This window comes from Paraburkholderia acidicola, from assembly GCF_002362315.1.
Classification (GTDB): Bacteria; Pseudomonadota; Gammaproteobacteria; order Burkholderiales; family Burkholderiaceae; genus Paraburkholderia; species Paraburkholderia acidicola.
In genome coordinates this window covers 975,584-994,098 of sequence record NZ_MTZV01000002.1, presented here as the reverse complement: position 1 = coordinate 994,098, position 18,515 = coordinate 975,584, and the positions used below count along the sequence as shown (strand labels likewise).

The 18,515-nt window shown below is 58.9% G+C and carries 20 protein-coding genes; 11 read left to right on the top strand and 9 right to left on the bottom strand.

Going from position 1 to position 18,515, the window contains the following annotated elements:
* Positions 1-7 precede the first annotated feature (7 nt).
* The 3 genes from BWP39_RS06525 to BWP39_RS06515 are packed head-to-tail and all read left to right on the top strand — an operon-like array spanning position 8 to position 3,407.
* Positions 8-1,096: an alcohol dehydrogenase catalytic domain-containing protein gene (locus tag BWP39_RS06525; RefSeq protein ID WP_096717950.1), complete on the top strand. Its 1,089-nt coding sequence runs from the start codon at positions 8-10 to the stop codon at positions 1,094-1,096.
* Between the two features lie 32 nt (positions 1,097-1,128).
* Positions 1,129-2,673, top strand: coding sequence for an FGGY-family carbohydrate kinase (locus BWP39_RS06520; protein WP_096717948.1), 1,545 nt, complete (start codon positions 1,129-1,131; stop codon positions 2,671-2,673).
* Positions 2,670-3,407, top strand: a complete 738-nt coding sequence (locus tag BWP39_RS06515; protein WP_096717946.1) for an SDR family oxidoreductase — start codon at positions 2,670-2,672, stop codon at positions 3,405-3,407. Before BWP39_RS06520 ends, BWP39_RS06515 begins: the two co-directional genes overlap by 4 nt.
* Before the next feature lie 38 nt (positions 3,408-3,445).
* Here BWP39_RS06515 and kynA read toward each other — a convergent pair whose 3' ends face one another.
* The 3 genes from kynA to kynB all read right to left on the bottom strand — a co-directional run bounded on the left by kynA (position 3,446) and on the right by kynB (position 6,402).
* Positions 3,446-4,420 carry a tryptophan 2,3-dioxygenase gene (gene kynA / locus BWP39_RS06510; RefSeq protein ID WP_096717944.1) on the bottom strand — a complete coding sequence of 325 codons (975 nt, stop codon included), beginning with the start codon at positions 4,418-4,420 and terminating at the stop codon, positions 3,446-3,448.
* Between the two features lie 10 nt (positions 4,421-4,430).
* The gene (kynU, locus tag BWP39_RS06505; protein ID WP_096717942.1) at positions 4,431-5,681 is read right to left on the bottom strand and encodes a kynureninase; all 1,251 of its coding nucleotides are present in this window, start codon (positions 5,679-5,681) and stop codon (positions 4,431-4,433) included.
* A 73-nt stretch (positions 5,682-5,754) separates the two neighbouring features.
* Entirely contained in the window at positions 5,755-6,402 is a 648-nt protein-coding gene (gene kynB / locus BWP39_RS06500) for an arylformamidase (protein WP_096717940.1), read from the bottom strand.
* A 132-nt stretch (positions 6,403-6,534) separates the two neighbouring features.
* Here kynB and BWP39_RS06495 point away from each other — a divergent pair, with 132 nt between their 5' ends.
* Positions 6,535-7,053, top strand: coding sequence for an Lrp/AsnC family transcriptional regulator (locus BWP39_RS06495; protein ID WP_096717938.1), 519 nt, complete (start codon positions 6,535-6,537; stop codon positions 7,051-7,053).
* 83 nt (positions 7,054-7,136) lie between these two features.
* On the opposite strand, the gene BWP39_RS06490 is transcribed toward BWP39_RS06495, so the two are convergent.
* The gene (locus tag BWP39_RS06490) at positions 7,137-7,646 is read right to left on the bottom strand and encodes a flavin reductase family protein (RefSeq protein WP_096718609.1); all 510 of its coding nucleotides are present in this window, start codon (positions 7,644-7,646) and stop codon (positions 7,137-7,139) included.
* A gap of 524 nt (positions 7,647-8,170) precedes the next feature.
* Here BWP39_RS06490 and BWP39_RS31435 point away from each other — a divergent pair.
* The 5 genes from BWP39_RS31435 to BWP39_RS06470 are packed head-to-tail and all read left to right on the top strand — an operon-like array spanning position 8,171 to position 11,148.
* Positions 8,171-8,737 (top strand): bacilysin biosynthesis protein BacA, encoded by a 567-nt coding sequence (locus tag BWP39_RS31435; RefSeq protein ID WP_133116836.1) that lies wholly within the window; start codon positions 8,171-8,173, stop codon positions 8,735-8,737.
* 2 nt (positions 8,738-8,739) lie between these two features.
* Positions 8,740-9,141 (top strand): DUF2000 domain-containing protein, encoded by a 402-nt coding sequence (locus tag BWP39_RS06485; protein ID WP_133116835.1) that lies wholly within the window; start codon positions 8,740-8,742, stop codon positions 9,139-9,141.
* Positions 9,142-9,143: 2 nt separating this feature from the next.
* A complete protein-coding gene (locus tag BWP39_RS06480; RefSeq protein ID WP_096717934.1) occupies positions 9,144-9,890 on the top strand; it encodes a formylglycine-generating enzyme family protein in 747 nt (248 codons plus the stop codon).
* Positions 9,887-10,531: a molybdopterin-dependent oxidoreductase gene (locus BWP39_RS06475; RefSeq protein ID WP_207556617.1), complete on the top strand. Its 645-nt coding sequence runs from the start codon at positions 9,887-9,889 to the stop codon at positions 10,529-10,531. Before BWP39_RS06480 ends, BWP39_RS06475 begins: the two co-directional genes overlap by 4 nt.
* Before the next feature lie 5 nt (positions 10,532-10,536).
* A complete protein-coding gene (locus BWP39_RS06470) occupies positions 10,537-11,148 on the top strand; it encodes a LysE family translocator (protein ID WP_096717932.1) in 612 nt (203 codons plus the stop codon).
* A gap of 8 nt (positions 11,149-11,156) precedes the next feature.
* On the opposite strand, the gene BWP39_RS06465 is transcribed toward BWP39_RS06470, so the two are convergent.
* On the bottom strand, positions 11,157-11,987 hold the full coding sequence (locus tag BWP39_RS06465; RefSeq protein WP_096717930.1) for an AraC family transcriptional regulator: 831 nt from the start codon (positions 11,985-11,987) through the stop codon (positions 11,157-11,159).
* Positions 11,988-12,460: 473 nt separating this feature from the next.
* On the opposite strand from BWP39_RS06465, the gene msrA reads away from it, so the two are divergent.
* Complete coding sequence (gene msrA, locus BWP39_RS06460) at positions 12,461-13,000, top strand: peptide-methionine (S)-S-oxide reductase MsrA (protein ID WP_096717928.1); 540 nt, start codon at positions 12,461-12,463, stop codon at positions 12,998-13,000.
* Positions 13,001-13,109: 109 nt separating this feature from the next.
* Here msrA and BWP39_RS06455 read toward each other — a convergent pair whose 3' ends face one another.
* The 3 genes from BWP39_RS06455 to pdxH form a co-directional block, all read right to left on the bottom strand.
* Positions 13,110-14,390: a DUF72 domain-containing protein gene (locus BWP39_RS06455; RefSeq protein ID WP_407944780.1), complete on the bottom strand. Its 1,281-nt coding sequence runs from the start codon at positions 14,388-14,390 to the stop codon at positions 13,110-13,112.
* A 63-nt stretch (positions 14,391-14,453) separates the two neighbouring features.
* Positions 14,454-15,668, bottom strand: coding sequence for an SAM-dependent methyltransferase (locus BWP39_RS06450; protein ID WP_096717926.1), 1,215 nt, complete (start codon positions 15,666-15,668; stop codon positions 14,454-14,456).
* Positions 15,669-15,794: 126 nt separating this feature from the next.
* On the bottom strand, positions 15,795-16,445 hold the full coding sequence (gene pdxH, locus BWP39_RS06445; RefSeq protein ID WP_096717924.1) for a pyridoxamine 5'-phosphate oxidase: 651 nt from the start codon (positions 16,443-16,445) through the stop codon (positions 15,795-15,797).
* Positions 16,446-16,641: 196 nt separating this feature from the next.
* Between pdxH and tcdA the strand changes: the two genes are divergently transcribed.
* Positions 16,642-17,517: a tRNA cyclic N6-threonylcarbamoyladenosine(37) synthase TcdA gene (gene tcdA, locus BWP39_RS06440; protein ID WP_096717922.1), complete on the top strand. Its 876-nt coding sequence runs from the start codon at positions 16,642-16,644 to the stop codon at positions 17,515-17,517.
* 98 nt (positions 17,518-17,615) lie between these two features.
* On the opposite strand, the gene trxA is transcribed toward tcdA, so the two are convergent.
* On the bottom strand, positions 17,616-18,464 hold the full coding sequence (trxA, locus tag BWP39_RS06435; RefSeq protein ID WP_096717920.1) for a thioredoxin: 849 nt from the start codon (positions 18,462-18,464) through the stop codon (positions 17,616-17,618).
* Positions 18,465-18,515: the final 51 nt, after the last annotated feature.

The window sequence follows — 18,515 nt, the reverse complement described above, 5'->3', positions numbered from 1 at the left end:
CCATGCAATGAGCACTCAAGATCCGACACAACAGATGACGGCGATCGTCTGTCATGCCCCGAAGGACTATCGCGTCGAGCAGGTGACGCGCCCGCGCGCCCGCGCCCATGAACTCGTCATTAGCATCGCGGCATGTGGCATCTGCGCGAGCGACTGCAAATGCCACTCCGGCGCGAAGATGTTCTGGGGCGGACCGAGCCCGTGGGTGAAAGCACCGGTGATTCCGGGCCACGAATTCTTTGGCTATGTCGAAGAACTCGGCGAGGGCGCGGCTGAGCATTTCGATGTACAGGTCGGCGATCGTGTGATCGCCGAACAGATCGTGCCGTGCGGCAAATGCCGTTACTGCCGCTCGGGACAGTACTGGATGTGCGAAGTGCACAACATCTTTGGCTTCCAGCGCGAAGTCGCGGACGGCGGCATGGCCGAGTACATGCGTATTCCGCCTACGGCAATCGTTCACAAGATTCCCGATGGCATCTCGCTCGAAGACGCTGCGATCATCGAACCGCTCGCGTGCGCGATCCATACGGTCAATCGCGGCGAGATCCAGCTCGACGATGTCGTGGTGATCGCTGGCGCGGGTCCGCTCGGCCTGATGATGACCCAGGTCGCGCATCTGAAAACACCGAAGAAGCTTGTCGTCATCGACCTCGTCGAAGAACGTCTCGCGTTGGCGCGCGAATACGGTGCCGATATCACGATCAATCCGAAATCGGACGACGCACTCTCGATCGTGCAATCGTTGACGCAGGGCTACGGCTGCGACGTCTACATCGAGACCACCGGCGTGCCCGCCGGCGTGACGCAGGGCATGGATCTGATCCGCAAGCTCGGGCGTTTCGTCGAGTTTTCGGTGTTCGGCAGCGAGACTACAATGGACTGGTCGGTGATCGGCGATCGCAAGGAACTCGACGTGCGTGGCGCACACCTCGGGCCGTACTGCTACCCGATCGCCATCGATCTGCTTGCGCGCGGCCTCGTCACGTCAAAGGGCATCGTCACGCATGGCTTCTCGCTCGAAGAATGGGATGAAGCGATCAAGACCGCGAACTCGCTCGACTCGATCAAGGTGCTGCTGAAGCCAGGTCGCTAACCGGGCCCGCCAGGCACATACACGGAGATTCTATGGAATACGTCATCGGCGTCGACATCGGTACGCAGAGCACGAAAGCGCTGCTCGTCGACCGGCACGGCACGATCGTCGCGCAGCATGCGAGCAGCTATCAGCCGGACACGCCGCGGCCGTTATGGGCCGAGCAGTGGCCGGCGGTGTGGCTCAAGGCGGTGGCCGAGTGCATTTCGCGTTGTGTCGAGAAGGCGCGTACCGATGGTATCGCGCCCGCATCGATCAAAGCGCTCTGTGTGAGCAGCCTGTATGGCGGCTCGGGCATTCCGGTCGATAGCGATATGCGACCGTTGCATCCATGCCTGATCTGGATGGACCGGCGCGCGACGGACCAGGTGGAATGGGTGCGCAGTCATATCGACGTCGAACGCCTGCAGGCGATCACCGGTAACCGCGTCGACAGCTACTACGGCTACACGAAGATGCTGTGGCTGCGCGAACACCAGCCGGATGTGTGGGCAAAGACGCGCTACTTTCTGCCACCCAACGCTTACCTGATCTATCTGCTCACCGGCGAAGTCGCGGTCGATCACAGTTCGGCGGGCAACATCGGCGGCGTGTATGACGTTGCGGCGCGCGACTGGTCCGACGAAGCGCTCGACATGCTCGGCATTCCCGCGACGATGATGCCGGAGCGGCTGGTCGAATCGTCGGAGGTTGTCGGTGGCTTGCTGTCGCAGTGGAGCGAGCAACTCGGGCTCGAAGCGGGAACGGCGATCGTCGCGGGCGGCGTCGATGCGGCCGTCGCGACATTTGCCGCAGGCGCCACACGCGCGGGCCAGCATGTCGCGATGATCGGCACCAGCATGTGCTGGGGCTACATCAATCAAAGCGTCGATGCGCGGCACGGGTTGATTAGCATGCCGCATGTGTTCAACGGGCAGCACGATCTGTATGTGTTCGGCGGCGCGATTACGGCGGGTGCATCGGTGGCGTGGTTTCGCGAGCAGTTCTGCCACGCCGAAATCGAGGCTGCGCGCGACACGTCGCACGGCGATCCACACCGTTTGCTCGAACAGGCGGCGGAGCAGATTCCGGCCGGCGCCGACGGCGTACTGTTCCTGCCGTATCTGATGGGCGAACGCAGCCCCGTGTGGGATGCGAAAGCGAGTGGTGCATTTATCGGGCTGAGTCTCTTCCATACGCGAGCGCATCTGTATCGCGCGGTGCTGGAGGGCGTGTCGTTTGCGCTGAAGCACAACATCGTCGCCGGGCGGCGCGGTGCGCAATCGCTCGATGAACGGTTGATCGTGGTTGGCGGTGCGGCACATTCGGATCTGTGGATGCAGATCATCGCTGACATTACCGGCTATCCGGTGCTGACGATCGAGCAGGACGTCGAAGCTGCGATGGGTGCGGCGCTACTCGCAGCGCTCGGTGCACGGCTGATCGATCGGGACGCGGCGCAGCGAGGCTGGATCACGCTCGTCGAACGGGCTCGACCCGATGCCGAACGGCAGAAACTTTACGAGCAGCGCTTCGGCGTCTATGCGGATCTCTATCCGGCGTTGAAACCACTCATGCACAGATTGCAATCGACATGAACGCACAATTCGATTTCTCCGGCCGTTCGATTCTCGTAACGGGCGCATCGAGTGGCATCGGCCGCACGACCGTCGAAATGTTGTGCGCCGCCGGCGCGCGTGTCGTTGCCGCCGCGCGCAATGCGGAGGAACTGGCACGCCTCGCGCACGAAACGGGTTGCGAACCGCTTGTACTCGATGTCGGCGATGCGGCTGCGATCGATGCGGCGTTCGCTTCATCCGCGCCGTTCGACGGGCTCGTGAACTGCGCGGGCGTTGCGTTGCTTGAACGCGCGATCGATACGACGGCGGCGAGCTTCGACGGTGTGATGGCGGTGAACGCACGCGGCGCTGCGCTCGTCGCGCGGCATGTCGCGCGCGGGATGATCGCGGCGCAGCGCAAAGGGAGCATCGTCAATGTATCGAGCCAGGCATCGCTTGTCGCACTCGACAATCATCTGAGCTATTGCGCGTCGAAGGCAGCGATGGACGCGATTACGCGCGTGCTGTGCACCGAACTCGGCCCGCACGGCATTCGCGTCAACAGCGTGAATCCGACGGTGACGTTGACGCCGATGGCTGTCGCCGCGTGGAGCGAACCGTTCAAGCGCGAACAGGCGTTACGCGGGATTCCGCTGGGCCGCTTCGCGGAACCTGCGGAAGTCGTGCAACCGATCCTGTTTCTGTTGAGCGACGCGGCGTCGATGATCTCGGGCATCGCGCTGCCGATCGATGGGGGGTATACCGCGCGGTAAGTGTCACCCGTTCGCAGATGCGGTCGCGTGCGGACGAACTACAGCACCGTCCGCACATGCCACAGTTCGGGAAACAGCACGACATCGAGCATTTTGCGCAGATACGGCGCCCCGCTCGTGCCACCGGTTCCCTGCTTGAAGCCGATGATCCGCTCGACGGTGGTGACGTGACGGAACCGCCATTGCCGGAACGCATCTTCGAGATCGACGAGTTCTTCGGCCATCTCGTACAGTTCCCAGTGCTGCGACGGATTGCGATACACCTCGAGCCATGCGGCTTCGACGGATTCGTCGTGGACGGTCGGCTGGGTCCAGTCGCGCGCGAGACGTGCGGGTGCAATCGCAAAGCCCTTGCGCGCAAGCAGGAAGATCACCTCGTCGTAGAGCGATGGCGCTTCGAGCGTCGCGCGCACTTCGGCGAGCACGTCCGGCCGATGCGTGTGCGGCTTGAGCATCTGTTCGTTCTTGTTGCCGAGCAGGAATTCGATCTGCCGGTACTGGTACGACTGGAAGCCCGACGAAGCGCCAAGGTAAGGCCGCATCGCCGTGTATTCCGACGGTGTCATCGTCGCGATCACGCTCCACGCCTGCACGAGCTGTTCGAGAATGCGCGAGATGCGCGCGAGCATCTTGAACGCGGGCGGCAGTTCGTCGCGGTGCACGGCGCCGAGCGCGGCGCGCAATTCGTAGAGTGCGAGCTTCATCCATAGCTCGCTCGTCTGATGCTGGATGATGAACAGCATCTCGTTGTGATCGGGCGACAGCGGCTTCTGTGCGGACAGGATCGAACCGAGCGACAGATAGTCTCCATAGCTCATCGATTGCGAGAAATCGAGCTGGGCGTCGTGCCAGCCGGCGGCTTCGTCGGGGGCGGTGGAATGCGCGGTTGCGTTGCCGCCTGCATCTGCACCTGCGCCATGGCCGAATGGGCAACCTTGTGCAGACTCGCTGGTTGCGCCTTGCGCTGCAGTTGCCTCGCGGTCGTTCGGCACGGATGATTTCGGATCGGTCATCGCATGCTCCTCAGGTCACCGCGCCACGCGTGGAGAATTCGGGGGCCCGCCACGCTTCGCTCGCGAGTACGTCGCGCAGCGTTTCGACCGCGTCCCACACATCGACGTAGCGCGTATAGAGCGGCGTGAAACCGAAGCGCAGCACGCGCGGCTCGCGGTAATCACCGATCACGCCACGCGCGATCAACGCCTGCATCACTTCATAGCCGTGCGGATGTTCGAAGCTCGCATGCGAGCCACGCTGCTCATGCGCACGCGGCGTGACGAGCTGTAACGGAAACGCGCTGCAACGCGATTCGACGAGTTCGATGAACAGATCGGTGAGCGCGAGCGACTTGCGGCGAATCGCCTGCATGTCGGTCTGCAGAAATACATCGAGCCCGCATTCGACGAGCGCCATCGACACCATCGGCTGCGTACCACACAGAAAGCGCCCGACACCATCGTCGGGGCGATACTGCGGATTCATCTCGAACGGAGCGCGATGCCCCCACCAGCCGGACAGCGGCTGCGTGAACGCGTTCTGGTGCCGCTGCGGCACCCACACGAATGCCGGCGAACCCGGGCCGCCGTTCAGATACTTGTACGTGCAACCTACTGCGTAATCGGCGTCGACGCCGTTCAGATCGACGGGTACCGCGCCCGCCGAGTGCGCGAGATCCCACAGCGCGAGCGCGCCTTTACGATGGATCAACTGCGTCAGCGCGGCCATGTCGTGCATGTAGCCGGTGCGGTAATTGACGTGCGTGATCATCGCGAGCGCAGTGTCGTCGCCGATCGCATCGGGTAGCTCTGCCGGATCGTCGACGAGACGCAATTCATAGCCGCGGTCGAGCTGTTCGATGAGCCCTTGCGCGATATAAAGATCGGTGGGGAAATTCGAGCGCTCGGAGACGATCACGCGGCGCTTCGGATCGCGCTCGTTCTGCAACCGCAAACCGGCGGAAAGCACCTTGAACAGGTTGATCGAGATCGTATCGGTGACGACGACTTCGTTCTCTGCCGCGCCGATCAGCGGCGCGAGCTTGTTGCCGAGGCGGCGCGGCAGCGCGAACCAGCCGGCGCTGTTCCAGCTGCGGATCAGACCTTGCGTCCATTCGGCGGCGATCACCGTTTGCGCGCGCTGGGCGGCCGCGGCCGGCGGGACGCCGAGTGAATTGCCGTCCAGATAGATCGTGCTGGAGGCGAGCGCGAACTGGTCGCGCAATGCGCCCAGCGGATCGGCGCGGTCGAGCGCCAGAGCTTCGTCACGGCTGTTCATGAGGTTCCAGTGAGTCGGGAAAGGAGAGGTTGGCTGGCATATAAGCTGGCCATATGCCGGGATGTCACACGGTTCACGTACGCTCGGGCAGCGCGCGCAGTACGGCGCGCACGGGACTGGCATCGAGCGTCGTGAGCTTGAGCGGTAGCGCGATCAGTTCGTAGTCGCCGGGGGCGACGGCGTCGAGCACGATGCCCTCGAGAATCGCCATCCGGTGTTCGCGGATCCGGTGATGCGCGTCCATCGTCTTCGATTCCTGCGGATCGAGCGACGGCGTATCGATGCCGATCAGCTTCACACCAAGCGCGGCGAGCAGATCGATTGTCTCTGGCGCGACGGCGCAGAAGGCGCTGTCCCACGCGGTGGTCGGTGCGCGTTCGTAGGTGCGCAGCAGCACGCGCGGGGGTATGTCGCCGAGATCGCTTAGGGCGGCGGCCACGTGCCGCGGCTCCACCAGCGGCGCGGCGCCAATGCAGTGAATCACGCGACAGCGACCGAGGTAGGCATCGAGTGGTACTTTGCCGATCGCGAGGCCGTTCGCGTCGTAATGCAGCGGCGCATCGGTGTGCGCGCCGGTGTGCGGCGACAGTGTGAGCCGCGCGACATTGACCGGCGAGCCGGCTTCGATGCGCCACATACGCTCGATGCCGACCGGCGTATCGCCCGGCCAGACGGGCGTGGCGGTATCGACGGCAGGGGTGATGTCCCAGAGTGTGTTCATGGTTTCGCCAGGTGGGTCAGTCTTGCCTATCGAATGATAGGCAAAACGCGGCGAAATAAGCTTGCGAATAAATCTCGTTTTTTCCTGTCTCTTGGAACATAATTTGATCCAAACCGGAAAGGGAGACCGAAAATGAACGCGATCTCGCTCGACGCCACCGATTGCCGCATTCTGGCGGTGCTTCAGCAAGAAGGACGGATCAGCAACCTCGACCTCGCGGAGCGGATTTCGCTATCGCCGTCGGCGTGCCTGCGGCGTTTGCGGCTGCTGGAAGAGCAGGGGGTGATCGAACGCTACCGGGCCTGCCTGAACCAGCATGTGCTCGGTTTCGAACTGGAAGCCTTCGTGCAGGTATCGATGCGCAACGAGCAGCCGAACTGGCACGAGCGCTTTGCCGAAGCGGTACGCGACTGGCCGGAGGTGGTCGGCGCCTTCGTCGTGACGGGCGAAACGCACTATCTGCTGCGGGTCGTTGCGCACAACCTCAAACACTATTCGGACTTCGTGCTGGAGCGGCTGTACAAGGCGCCGGGCGTGCTCGATATCCGTTCGAACATCGTGCTGCAGACGCTCAAGGAAGATTCGGGTGTGCCGGTGGCGCTGGTGGAGGCGGGCACGCGGCTCGGAGCGGCGAGCGGCGGCCAGGCGTAGTCTGGCGCCAGTTTGTGGTTACTGCGGTAGCAAGGCCGCAGCGCGATCGCGGCTGAGGCGATATCAGGCGCCTCAGAGCGCCATCAGAGTGACTTCAGCCCGTGGAACTGACCGTTCTGGAAGACCAGCGGCGCCATCCCGGCGACGTTCTCATGGAGCCCGCAGCGCTCCACTTCGCCGACGAAGATCACGTGGTCGCCTTCGTCGTAGCGGCTGCGGTTATGGCATTCGAACCAGGCCAGCGCGCCGTCCAGTACCGGCATGCCGCTGTCGCCCTCGGCATGCGAGACACCCTCGAAGCGATCGCCCTTCACCGTGGCAAAACGCGTGCACAGATCGAGTTGCGACGCGGCGAGCACATTCACGACATAATGGCTGTTCGCCCTGAACACCGGCATCGACGCGGAGCGCGTAGCGAGGCTCCACAGCACGAGCGGCGGCGCCAGAGACACCGAATTGAACGAGCTCGCCGTGATGCCAAGTAGCTGGCCCGACGGCGCGCGCGTGGTAATCACGGTGACGCCGGTGGCGAACTGCGCGAGTGCGCGCTTGAATTCGGCTACGTCGAAATTTGGCGGTGTGGCGTGCTTCATCGGAGGAGTGCCCGCTTCGTTGGCCATCGTGGCCCGGTGACCGTGCGTGACGCTGCAGCGGGAAGAATTGATTCAAAAGTCATATTGAAAGTCGGCGATTTGTCCAAATTTTAACGGAATCGCGGACGGACCGGCCGTGCATCGTTGAGTTGGCGACGTTGGTCGGCCGGAGTACCGCATTGAAGGCCGCTCTTCGCTAAGCCAACCCCTCCATCATCTGTAGCCCCATTCCCGTGATCTAGCTTTGTGCCTAGCCATGCGTTGTCCGACGCCTGGCGATTGCTAGTGCTCGCAATCGCAAGCTGGATTTCATCGTGCAGTGTCTTCGCAAGACTCTTCAATACGTCGATGCTGCGCTTGCAAACCGGATACAGCGCGAAGTGCGCCCTGCAAGACGTACGGTGCTCGGCGCACCACCGTCGCCCAGGTGAACTCTCAATGGCGATCTGTATTTTTTACAAGACTCGCTGAAATCATTCCAATAAGCTCGCCTGGGTGTTTCGTTGGCATTACGGAGAAGCTAGGTGGTCATTGGAAATCTGAAGATCCTTTCCCGCGCTGAATACCGAAGCGACTATCAGTCGGCGCTCATTGCTACGCTTGGCCCATCGGGAACCAGCAGCGAGTTTGTTGCTGGCCAATTGTCAGAGAATATTGCACTCTTTCCCAGTTATGAATTGGCGGAAGAGCACATTCATATCATTGAAAATGAAGCAGTATTTCTCGTTGCAAATGCCTATCAAAACATAAACAGATTTTACATTTCGGAGAGAACGAAACCGGTTGCTGCATTATTTTGTGATACTCCATCTTATGTCCTGGCCTCCAGAGTTACCCGACTTCAGGATCTGGCTCGACAACCTCGTATTTCGTCCCATCGTGCGCCTGCTCACCTGATTGAACGCATATTGGCAAATTCCGAGTTCACGCTTGTTGAAACTGACTCCACTAGTGTGGCAGCCCGCATGGCAGCGGAATCTGCTGTTGATGCCTGTATCACGACACGAGTTGCGTGTGAAAAAGAAGGCCTAAATATTTTATATGAATCTGGAACGATCCCCATGCTTTGGACAATATTCTCGAGGAAGTAGACATGGAAAAAGGCATCGTAATTGTAAATGAAAATCTCCCAGTAGGATTGAAGGCGAATATTTGCGCAGTACTTGGAATGAGTCTTGGGAAAAAATACCCCGAAGTAGTAGGAGGGGATATTTTTACTCTGGACAGAGCGTCAATCTCAGGAATAACTCAGATCCCGTTACCAATTCTTCAGGGTTCATCCGAAAAACTCTCCGAAATATTTGAGATTCATCGCAATTCGGATGTATTTATGGCTATATTCGACAATTCCGCATTAACCACAAAAAATTATTCCGAATTTCAGAACAAAATATCGTGCATTAATCTCGCGGAACTCCAGATACATGGGCTGATCGCGTACGGTCCCAAGAAGACAATAAACAAAATCAGTGCGGATCTTCCACTTTTGAAATAGTTATGACGGAAATGATCTTTGTCGAAAATGTTAGATTTCTACGCGGCAGTAAAAATTTCAGGAATGAAGCGCCGGTAGTGGAAATCGAGTTATCACCGTACTGGATAGATAAATATCCTGTGACCAACGGTAGATTTAGCAATTTCATTCAATCGGGCGGGTATAGTACAAGAGAACTGTGGACTGAATTGGGGTGGTCTTTCATTCAATCTCGGGGAATACAAAAGCCGCTCTACTGGGAGGATGCTGCGTGGAACCAGCCAGACCAACCTGTCACGGGTGTTTCGTGGTGGGAAGCTTTGGCATTTGCGAAATCTGAAGAGAAAACGCTACCGACAGAAGCGCAATGGGAATATGCCGCAGGAAAAGGACAGGTAATTTATCCGTGGGGAGATGAAATTCCCAGCCCGGAATTGGCCAATTATGCGCCGGGTTGCGAACCTGCCGAACTGCATCGTCGAAGCACAGTTGTTTACGAGCATCCAAAGGGAATTTCTCGTATTGGTTGTTACGACATGGCCGGTAATCTCAATGAGTGGTGCATAGATAATATTTCCCAGAATTATCTATGGGATTTTTATAAACAAAATCCAGTGTTTTTAAGTGACGAAGATGCGCCTCATGTAGTTAAAGGAGGATCGGGACTTCATGACGAGGATTGTTTGAGATGTGCCAGCCGGGATTATTATCGACCAGAGATCCGGGACAACATTGTGGGCATCCGGTGCGTGAGAAACAAGAGAGCATGATGGGTGATTTGAATAAGAAAACGCCGTATCTGGAAAAGAAGCCATCCTCCTTGAGGTACTTTCAGGAGGGTCCTGCTTCGATTGATATTGAAAAATGGCGGCTCTCGATTTGTGGAGAAATTCCAAAAGAGATAAATCTGACATATCATGAAATATTGAAAATGCCTTCCGTATATTATCATCGTAGAAATGTTTGCGTCTGCTTATGGAGCATTAAGAGGCACTGGGAAGGCGTTTTGTTGAGAGACATTCTTTCTCTCACTGGAATTGATGTTAATGATCCTGATCTATATCTCCGTCAGTACAGTCAGGGTACGGAAAAGGGTGTCTACGATTCCACCGTGCATCTCAAGTCCGCAATAGAGAGAGACGCAATTTTGGCCTGGAAGGTCGATGGTGGTGCGCTTCCCGTAGAAAACGGTTATCCAATCAGATTCATCGATTTCGGCTTGTATCTATATAAATGCGTCAAAGCTCTTAGTAAAATAGAGATCACGAGGGAAAATAGAATTGGGTTTTGGGAAGACTATGCGGGATATAGTGTGGATGGCACAGTTCAGTCAAAGAGATACTACGCCATAGATCTTCAAAAGAAATTCTATTTTGATGGCATCGGCGAAGTCATGGACAGCGATATATAAGAATTATGGAAAATAACCTTATTAGCACACTGGTTGCAATGACAGGATTTGCGTTAGCGACATCCGCTAGCCCCGGCCCAATCAATATCGTTTCTGCGATGTCGGGAGCGCGGTTTGGTGCCGGTCGGACAATTCCCTATATTCTCGGAGCAACAGTCGGATTCGTGTCGATTCTGGCGATTACAGGATCTGGATTAAGCCCTGTGATCATGCGTTTTCCTCATGTAGAACACGCCTTGGCTCTCCTCGGTTCACTCTACATGCTATATCTCGCATACAGCCTGGCAAGAGCTTCAATGGTCGACATGGATGAGTATGAAAAATCATCTCCACCAAACATCTTCGCTGGAATTCTTGCGCAATATACGAATCCGAAAGCCTGGATTGTCGCAATATCAGCGATTTCGATTTATGTATCCACTAACGAGAATTACAGCACTGCGCTTGCAATATTTTGCTGCATTTTTTTTATTATTTGCTTCCCATCACTTTGGGTATGGAGCATCATTGGAGCTTCTTTCTCGAGAAAACTTGGCGGAATCAAGATTTTCAATGTTGTGATGTCATGTTTGCTCGCGGGCTCTGTGGTTGCATTTATTTTAGATTATTTTAGATAATGCAAAATCTAGCGATACCAGATTAATTGACGTGGAGTTATACCTGTGATTTTCTTGAATGCTCGGGAAAAATGCGCCTGATCATAAAAGCCTAGCTCGTATGTGACACGGGAAATACTCCAGCCTCTTACCAATAATCGCTTTGCCATTCCAATCCGCCGCGCCATCCAGTACATATACGGTGGAACACCAACATGTTCCGTGAAAATGTTGAGTAGATAATTTGGACTTAGATCAACCAGCTTTGCAAGCGTTTCCAGTGTAATCAGCTCACCGGAATGTCTCCCCATCTCACCGGAAGCGTCCGTTGTAATGCTGTTCAAATAGTCCTTCACTACGTTGACGGCGTGTGGTTCTTCTCCCGTTCGCCCCTGCTTTGTCCTGGAATGACGCGACATAACTGCCTCAAGCATGCGAGTCACTTCTGAGTCAATGGCCAACCGCCATCCTACGTGATTTTGTTTTTCAAGCCGCATCTTGATTTCACGTAAAGACGATGCAACTAAACCATCGACATCAAAGGCGGTGTATTCAAGAAAGCCATGTATTATCCTGTTTCCCAGAAAATCATGCATGGATTTCTCAGTAATATAAATTGTTTGATATTTTAGCGATTCACTGATTGAATATCCGTCATGTAATTCGTCGGGATTCATGAGAGACAGAGTCCTGGGCGGAAGGACCTGTTTTTCTCTCCTATAGATGTTTCCACCAACCCCCTGTTCAATCACCCCGATTGCGTAAGAATCGTGACTATGTTTTCCGAACGGGTGCCCCTGAAATTTCACATCCAGCAACTCAACCCCGTCGTGCCACGCCAGGTGGTGGATTTTATTCATGGCGTTATTCTCAAATTCAATACTTCAGAACGATCACTTGATGCCAAATCTGGTTGGACTGCTCGGCGTCATAGAGTCTTGCTTCCCTCGCTTTTTGTAACGTGCACCCCGGGTGTCATCGTTGTTCCTCAATGGGCCGACTTGATATGAATGCGAGCCGACTCATATATCGGATCGTGGCGACGTCTCTTTCGTCGGCCAGAGAGGCTATTTGAACGTAACCCAGGTCTCGTTCTGGAGTGCTCCGAGACGCCAGCCATCTTCGTTTCCGGAGCGCACCCATGTGGCACTTCTCGACTAGTCATTCGCCACACTCCTATACTTGAGAGCCTGCGCACCACAAACCTCGCGAGTAACCTTGGAAGGCCGTCAGCCTTTGAGTGAAGTGCTGGGTAAGTATTGCTGAAATTTTTTCGCGATAGGTAAATTTCTGGCGATCAATTTTCGCTAGCAACGTTTCTACGGTGAGTGACATGTCTGAAATTGCAACTTTAGGCGGCGGATGTTTCTGGTGTCTCGAGGCCGTGTTTCTCGGTGTCGATGGTGTGAACGCCGTGGAATCGGGCTATGCCGGCGGCCACGCGCAGCGCCCGAGCTACGAGCAGGTCTGCGACGGCGAGACGGGACACGCGGAAGTCGTCAACGTCACCTTCAATCCGGCGAAAATCAGCTATCGCGAGATCCTCGATATTTTCTTCGCGATCCACGATCCGACCCAGTTGAACCGTCAGGGCAACGACGTCGGCACGCAATATCGGTCGGTGATTTTCACGCACTCGGATGCGCAACGCGACATCGCGCTGCAGGCCATCCGCGAGATCACCGCCGAGGCCATCTACGACGGACAGATCGTCACCCAGGTCCTGCCGCTAGACGGCAATTACTGGGCGGCCGAAGCCTATCACCAGAACTATTTCGCGCAGCATCCGGATCAGGGCTATTGCGCGTTCGTCGTCGCGCCGAAGGTAGCGAAATTCCGTCAGAAGTTCGCGCACCGGATCAAGGCGGGGTAAGCGGCGAGCGGCAGCGCTCGCCAGAACGGTGAGTGCCGTTACTCGCAGAACGAGTAGACGTTCCGCGACGGCTGGTCGCTGTCAGCTATCAGCTATCAGCTATCAGCTATCAGCCGTCATGCCGCATCCGCTCGATCGCATCAGCGATCAGGCGTGCGAGTTCCACGCAGCTGAGCGGCGCCGAGCCCTCGGCCTTGTTGTTCACCGCGATCAGCACCGGTTGCCCCGCAATCGCATACCTCGCTGCCAGTTCGGCGAGTGCGCGACGGGTTTGCGGATCTTCGTCGACGAGCCGGTCGAACGGCTCGTACTTGGCCTTCGCCTGCTCATATCGGAAACCGCCGTGCAGACTCCAGCGCACGATCAGCGGGCCGGATGGCGCATCGGCTTCCGCATCCAGCAGTGCGAGCGCAGCCGCCTGTCGCAACGGGTCCGGCATGCGCGCGTGAATGCCTACGCAGTAGCGCACGCCTGCCGCCTTTAGCGTGCGGATGAAGCGCGGCGTCAGCATGCTGGAGTCGCGAATTTCCACCGCATAGCAGGTGCCTTCGGGCAGCGGCGGCAGCGCCGCGACGAACGCGGCAAGGCGCTCGATAAACAACATCGGTTCCGCGAGCATCTCGTCGGGCAGCGGCGAGATCTGGAACACCAGCGCGCCGGCCTTCGCGCCGAGACCGTCGATACACGGCCGCACGAACTCATCGACGGCGAGTTGCGCGTTCAGGAAACACGGGTTGGCCGAGACCGGTTCGCCGCGTTCGGCGCGCACCGTCGCGTCGGTGACGAGCGCAGGCGCTTTGACGATGAAACGAAAATGGTCCGGCACCTGCTGTGCGTAGCGCAGGTAATCGGTGACCGGCAACGGCGCATAGAACGACCGGTCGATGCTGACCGTGCGCAGCAGCGGATGCGCGCCGTATGCGGGGAGGCCATCGCGCGACAGCTTGCTGTTGCTGTACTCGTCGCCGTAGACGATGCCGTTCCAGCCTGGAAACGACCACGACGACGTGCCGAGATGCACGTTCGGCGGCAGTGAGGCGGCGATCGCGAGTAAATCGGCGGAAGGTTCGGCGGCGAGCACGTCGCGGGCGCGGCGTTTTTTCGGTGGGGGGCTGTCGTTCGATACGGCCACTGGCGAGACCGACTCGTCGGCCCAGAGCGAAATGGTAGCGGTCGGCGATGCAGCGTCGTTCGCGTCCGCACGATTCGCTGTGCCTTGCGAGGCGCGTGCGGCCGGATCGAAGGAAGTGGTAGAAGTGGCAGTCGCGACGGCCGGGACCGCTCGGACAACCGGCATCCCGAACAGATCGAGCTGGTCTTCAGGCTCGAGACCGGCGTCACCAGTCTCATTCGTTTCCTGCGCGGATTGCGCCAACGCGCGTTCGTCCATCGGGTTCTGCTGTGAAGTCAAGGTTGCGCCGTAGCCGTCGCGCACGGCTGCGGCGCAACGGGTTTACAGCGGTTTGTCGTACATATAGCGCCGCGACCACGGCAGCGTTTTCGCGCTGCGTCCGGACTTGCGGCACACCACCTGGTAGATCGACACGTCGTCGTTTTCGAACGCGTAGGCGCAGCCTGCCAGGTACACGCGCCAGATGCGAAACTTCTCGTCGTCGACGAGCTTCTTCGCTTCTTCCGCATGCGTTTCGAAGTTGTCCGCCCAGATGTCGAGCGTGTGCGCATAGTGACGGCGCAGACTCTCGACGTCAACCGCTTCGAGCCCGCCGCGCTGCATCGATTCGAGCGCGAGACTGATGTGCGGCAACTCGCCGTCCGGGAACACATAACGATCGATGAACTCGCCGCCGCCAAGCGCCGTTTCGCCACTGTCCGAATCCGACGACGTGATGCCGTGATTCATCGCGATACCGTCATCGACGAGCAGGTCGTGAATCTTCTGGAAATAGCCCGGCAGATTCTTGCGCCCAACGTGCTCGAACATGCCGACGCTCGTGATCCGGTCGAACTGCCCGGGAACGTCGCGGTAATCCTGCAACCGGATTTCGATCTTGCCCTCGAGTCCTGCCGCCTTCACACGCGCGGTAGCGAGATCGAACTGGTTCTGCGACAGCGTGACGCCGACGCATTGCGCGCCGAACTTCTGCGCCGCGCGCAGCACGAGCGCCCCCCAGCCGCAACCGATATCGAGCAGGCGCTGACCCGGTTGCAACTGGATCTTCGTCAGGATGTGGTCGATCTTCTTGATCTGCGCGGTGGCAAGGTCTTCATCGCCGTTCTCGAAGTACGCGCACGAGTACACCATGTTCTCGTCGAGCCACAGCTTGTAGAACTCGTTCGAGACGTCGTAGTGATACTGGATCGCCTTCTTGTCCGACGACTTCGAGTGATTGAAGTAGCGTCGCACGCGCGCCAGCTTGCCCGCGCTCGTGACCGTACTGCGCGCAAGCGAATAGCCGATGTTGATGATGTCCGACAGCTTGCCTTCGATGTCGATCTTGCCCTTCACGTACGCCTCGCCCAGATTGTCGAGGCTCGGTTCGAGCAGATATGGCAGCGCGGTTGCGCTCTTCACGTGCAGCGTGACCTGGGGCGTGGCGAACTGCCCGAAGTCATGTTGCTGGCCGTCCCACAGCACGAGCCGTGCGGGCAGGTTGGCCGTGCTCTTTACGTCTTCTACCCACTGCGCCAGCTTCTTCTCCCAGAACATGTGATTTCTCCGTGTCCAATGAAATTCAAAGCAAAGCCTGCTGATTCGCCGTGCACCCGCACACGCGATCCGTTCAGCGAAACCGGCTACCTGTGCTGCCGTGTTTCGCTGGCTTTATCCGCTGCATCAAGGCGCGAGGCGAGCGATGCGCCAGCTGCCGCCGGCACCATCGGTTGTGTCCCGCGTGTAGCGCAGACGGTCGTGCAGCCGCGACGGCCTGCCTTGCCAGAATTCGATCGAGTCGGGAACGAGGCGATAGCCGCCCCAATGCGGCGGGCGTGGCGGATGGTCGCCATACTGCGCACTGATTTCCCGTTCGCGCGCTTCGAGTTGCGCACGGCTTTCAATTACCTGACTTTGATCCGATGCCCATGCGCCGATTCGCGAACCGAGCGGGCGCGATGCGTAATAGGTGTCGCTTTCTTCTGCGTCAGTCTTAACGATAGTGCCTTCTACGCGCACCTGTCGTTCGAGTTCGACCCAATGAAACAGCAGGCTCGCGTAGGCGTTGTTCGCGAGTTCGCGGCCTTTGCGGCTTTCATAGTTGGTGAAGAACACGAAGCCGCGCGCGTCGACGCCCTTGATCAGTACGATACGCGCCGATGGCCGGCCGAGCGGATTGACGGTGGCGAGCGTCATCGCGTTAGGTTCGGGAATCTGTGCGTCCTGGGCCTGGGCAAACCACGCGTTGAACTGCTGGATCGGATCGCGATCGACGTCGGCTTCGTCCAGCGAACCGAGCGAATAATTTTTGCGAAGTTCGGCGAGTGAGGTCATTTTCTTATGCGAGCACTACAGTGGGGCCAGTATAGCTAAGGAACGAATTTTCTGTGTGCAGCCCCACAGCCCATATGGAATACCGGCGGGCGCCTGCCGCCACCCGACTCGGCCCGATCGGGCAAAATACGGGCTTCGGGCACCGCCTGCCCCAGGCTGCCCAGCCTGCAGCCTGTTTCCCGACGAGCCTCCGATCATGTCCACGCCTCACGCGAACGCCTCATCCGATGTTACTCCCAGCATCGCCGCCATTGAAACCACGGCGGACGCCGACCGTGCACGGCGCTTCGGTGGCGTCGCGCGGCTGTACGGCGCAGCGGCGCTCGCCGCGTTCGAGCGTGCGCATGTGGCGGTGATCGGGATCGGCGGGGTGGGGTCGTGGGCGGCCGAGGCGCTCGCGCGCAGTGCGATCGGCACGCTGACGCTGATCGATCTCGACAACGTCGCGGAAAGCAATACGAACCGGCAGATCCACGCGCTCGATGGTAACTACGGCAAGCCGAAGGTCGATGCGATGGCCGAACGCATTGCGTTGATCGACCCCGCGTGCAAGGTGCGGGTCGTCGAGGACTTCGTGGAGGCGGGCAACTTTCCGGCGCTACTTGGCGGCGGCTTCGACTATGTGATCGATGCGATCGACAGTGTGCGTACGAAGACTGCGCTGATCGCGTGGTGCGTCGAACAGGGGCAGCCGCTCATCACGGTGGGCGGCGCGGGTGGTCAGCTCGATCCGACGCGCATCCGCATCGACGATCTCGCACTGACCATCCAGGACCCGCTGCTGTCGAAGGTGCGCGGGCAATTGCGCAAGCAACACCGCTTTCCGCGCGGACCGAAGGCGAAGTTCAAGGTGAGCGCGGTGTATTCAGACGAACCGCTGATCTATCCGGAAGCGGCCGGGCCCAGCGTCGATCAACTGGATGAACAGAACGATCCGGACGAACCGATGACCACGAGCGGGCCGGTGGGACTCAACTGCGCGGGCTTTGGATCGAGCGTGTGCGTGACCGCGAGCTTCGGTTTTGCCGCGGCTGCGCACGTGCTGCGGGCGCTTGCGCAACGCGCGGGCTAGAGCCTGTTCCCCGCACTGCAATCCTCGCGCTCGGCCTTTCTGGCGGCCAGCGCAAGCCAGTTATCGGCGTGCACAGATCCCTCGCCCGCGCGCCGCGATTAGAACAGCGCCGCGCTAAGCTTGCGCCGCCATTGCGCGACCAGCTCTGGCTGGTGAGCGGCAAGATCAAACACCGATAGCATCGTCTTGCGGCCAATGTCGTCACGGAACGCACGGTCGCGCCGGACGATTTCGAGCAGATGTTCGAGCGCGCCCGCGTAGTTGCGTCGTGCGATCAGTGCGCTTGCCAGGTCGAAGCGCGCTTCGAGGTCGGCGGGGTTGCCGGCGACGCGGGCTTCGAGGGCGTCGGTGGGCGGGAGATCGGCGGCGGCGTCGAGCGCGTCGAGCCGGGTCTTGATCGCGTTGTAGCGCGCGTCGATGCCCTGGGTCGTTTTCGGCGACAGCAGGTCCACTTCGTTGCGCGCTTCGTCGAAACGATTGTCGTCGAGTAGCAATTCGATCAGATCGAGCCGCGCGTCTTCATAACCGGGATCGAGGGCGAGGGCGGCCTTCAGCGCGTCGTACGCATCTTCGCGCCGGCCTTCGGCGAGCGCGGCCTGCGCATTTTGCCGCGCGGCATCCGCGCCGTCCGGCACGAGTCGGTCGAGGAATTCGCGCAACTGGCTTTCCGGCAGCACGCCGACGAACTGGTCGACCGCCTGGCCGTCCGCGAATGCAACGACATGCGGGATGCTGCGCACGCCAAAGTGCGCGGCGAGTTCCTGGTTCTCGTCGACGTTGACCTTGACGAGCCGCCATTTGCCTTCGTACTCCGTTTCGAGCTTTTCCAGCATCGGTCCGAGTGTCTTGCACGGGCCGCACCACGGCGCCCAGAAGTCGACCAGCACGGGGGCCAGCGTCGACGCTGCGATCACGTCTTTTTCGAAAGTGGCCAGAGTGGTGTTCATTGCATCCTCATCGGTGTGACTATCGCGTGCAGATAGGGGCGAAAGCGCTGA

Bases quoted from the DNA above. Each gene is read 5' to 3' on its own strand.
- kynA (WP_096717944.1), bottom strand. From the start codon at position 4,420: ATGACCGATCCGAAATCATCCGTGCCGAACGACCGCGAGGCAACTGCA.
- BWP39_RS06455 (WP_407944780.1), bottom strand. From the start codon at position 14,390: ATGGACGAACGCGCGTTGGCGCAATCCGCGCAGGAAACGAATGAGACT.
- kynU (WP_096717942.1), bottom strand. From the start codon at position 5,681: ATGAACAGCCGTGACGAAGCTCTGGCGCTCGACCGCGCCGATCCGCTG.
- tcdA (WP_096717922.1), top strand. From the start codon at position 16,642: ATGTCCACGCCTCACGCGAACGCCTCATCCGATGTTACTCCCAGCATC.
- BWP39_RS06470 (WP_096717932.1), top strand. From the start codon at position 10,537: ATGGAAAATAACCTTATTAGCACACTGGTTGCAATGACAGGATTTGCG.
- BWP39_RS06465 (WP_096717930.1), bottom strand. From the start codon at position 11,987: ATGAATAAAATCCACCACCTGGCGTGGCACGACGGGGTTGAGTTGCTG.
- BWP39_RS06520 (WP_096717948.1), top strand. From the start codon at position 1,129: ATGGAATACGTCATCGGCGTCGACATCGGTACGCAGAGCACGAAAGCG.
- pdxH (WP_096717924.1), bottom strand. From the start codon at position 16,445: ATGACCTCACTCGCCGAACTTCGCAAAAATTATTCGCTCGGTTCGCTG.
- trxA (WP_096717920.1), bottom strand. From the start codon at position 18,464: ATGAACACCACTCTGGCCACTTTCGAAAAAGACGTGATCGCAGCGTCG.
- kynB (WP_096717940.1), bottom strand. From the start codon at position 6,402: ATGAACACACTCTGGGACATCACCCCTGCCGTCGATACCGCCACGCCC.
- BWP39_RS06485 (WP_133116835.1), top strand. From the start codon at position 8,740: ATGGAAAAAGGCATCGTAATTGTAAATGAAAATCTCCCAGTAGGATTG.
- msrA (WP_096717928.1), top strand. From the start codon at position 12,461: ATGTCTGAAATTGCAACTTTAGGCGGCGGATGTTTCTGGTGTCTCGAG.
- BWP39_RS06495 (WP_096717938.1), top strand. From the start codon at position 6,535: ATGAACGCGATCTCGCTCGACGCCACCGATTGCCGCATTCTGGCGGTG.
- BWP39_RS06475 (WP_207556617.1), top strand. From the start codon at position 9,887: ATGATGGGTGATTTGAATAAGAAAACGCCGTATCTGGAAAAGAAGCCA.
- BWP39_RS06450 (WP_096717926.1), bottom strand. From the start codon at position 15,668: ATGTTCTGGGAGAAGAAGCTGGCGCAGTGGGTAGAAGACGTAAAGAGC.
- BWP39_RS06490 (WP_096718609.1), bottom strand. From the start codon at position 7,646: ATGAAGCACGCCACACCGCCAAATTTCGACGTAGCCGAATTCAAGCGC.
- BWP39_RS06480 (WP_096717934.1), top strand. From the start codon at position 9,144: ATGACGGAAATGATCTTTGTCGAAAATGTTAGATTTCTACGCGGCAGT.
- BWP39_RS06525 (WP_096717950.1), top strand. From the start codon at position 8: ATGAGCACTCAAGATCCGACACAACAGATGACGGCGATCGTCTGTCAT.
- BWP39_RS06515 (WP_096717946.1), top strand. From the start codon at position 2,670: ATGAACGCACAATTCGATTTCTCCGGCCGTTCGATTCTCGTAACGGGC.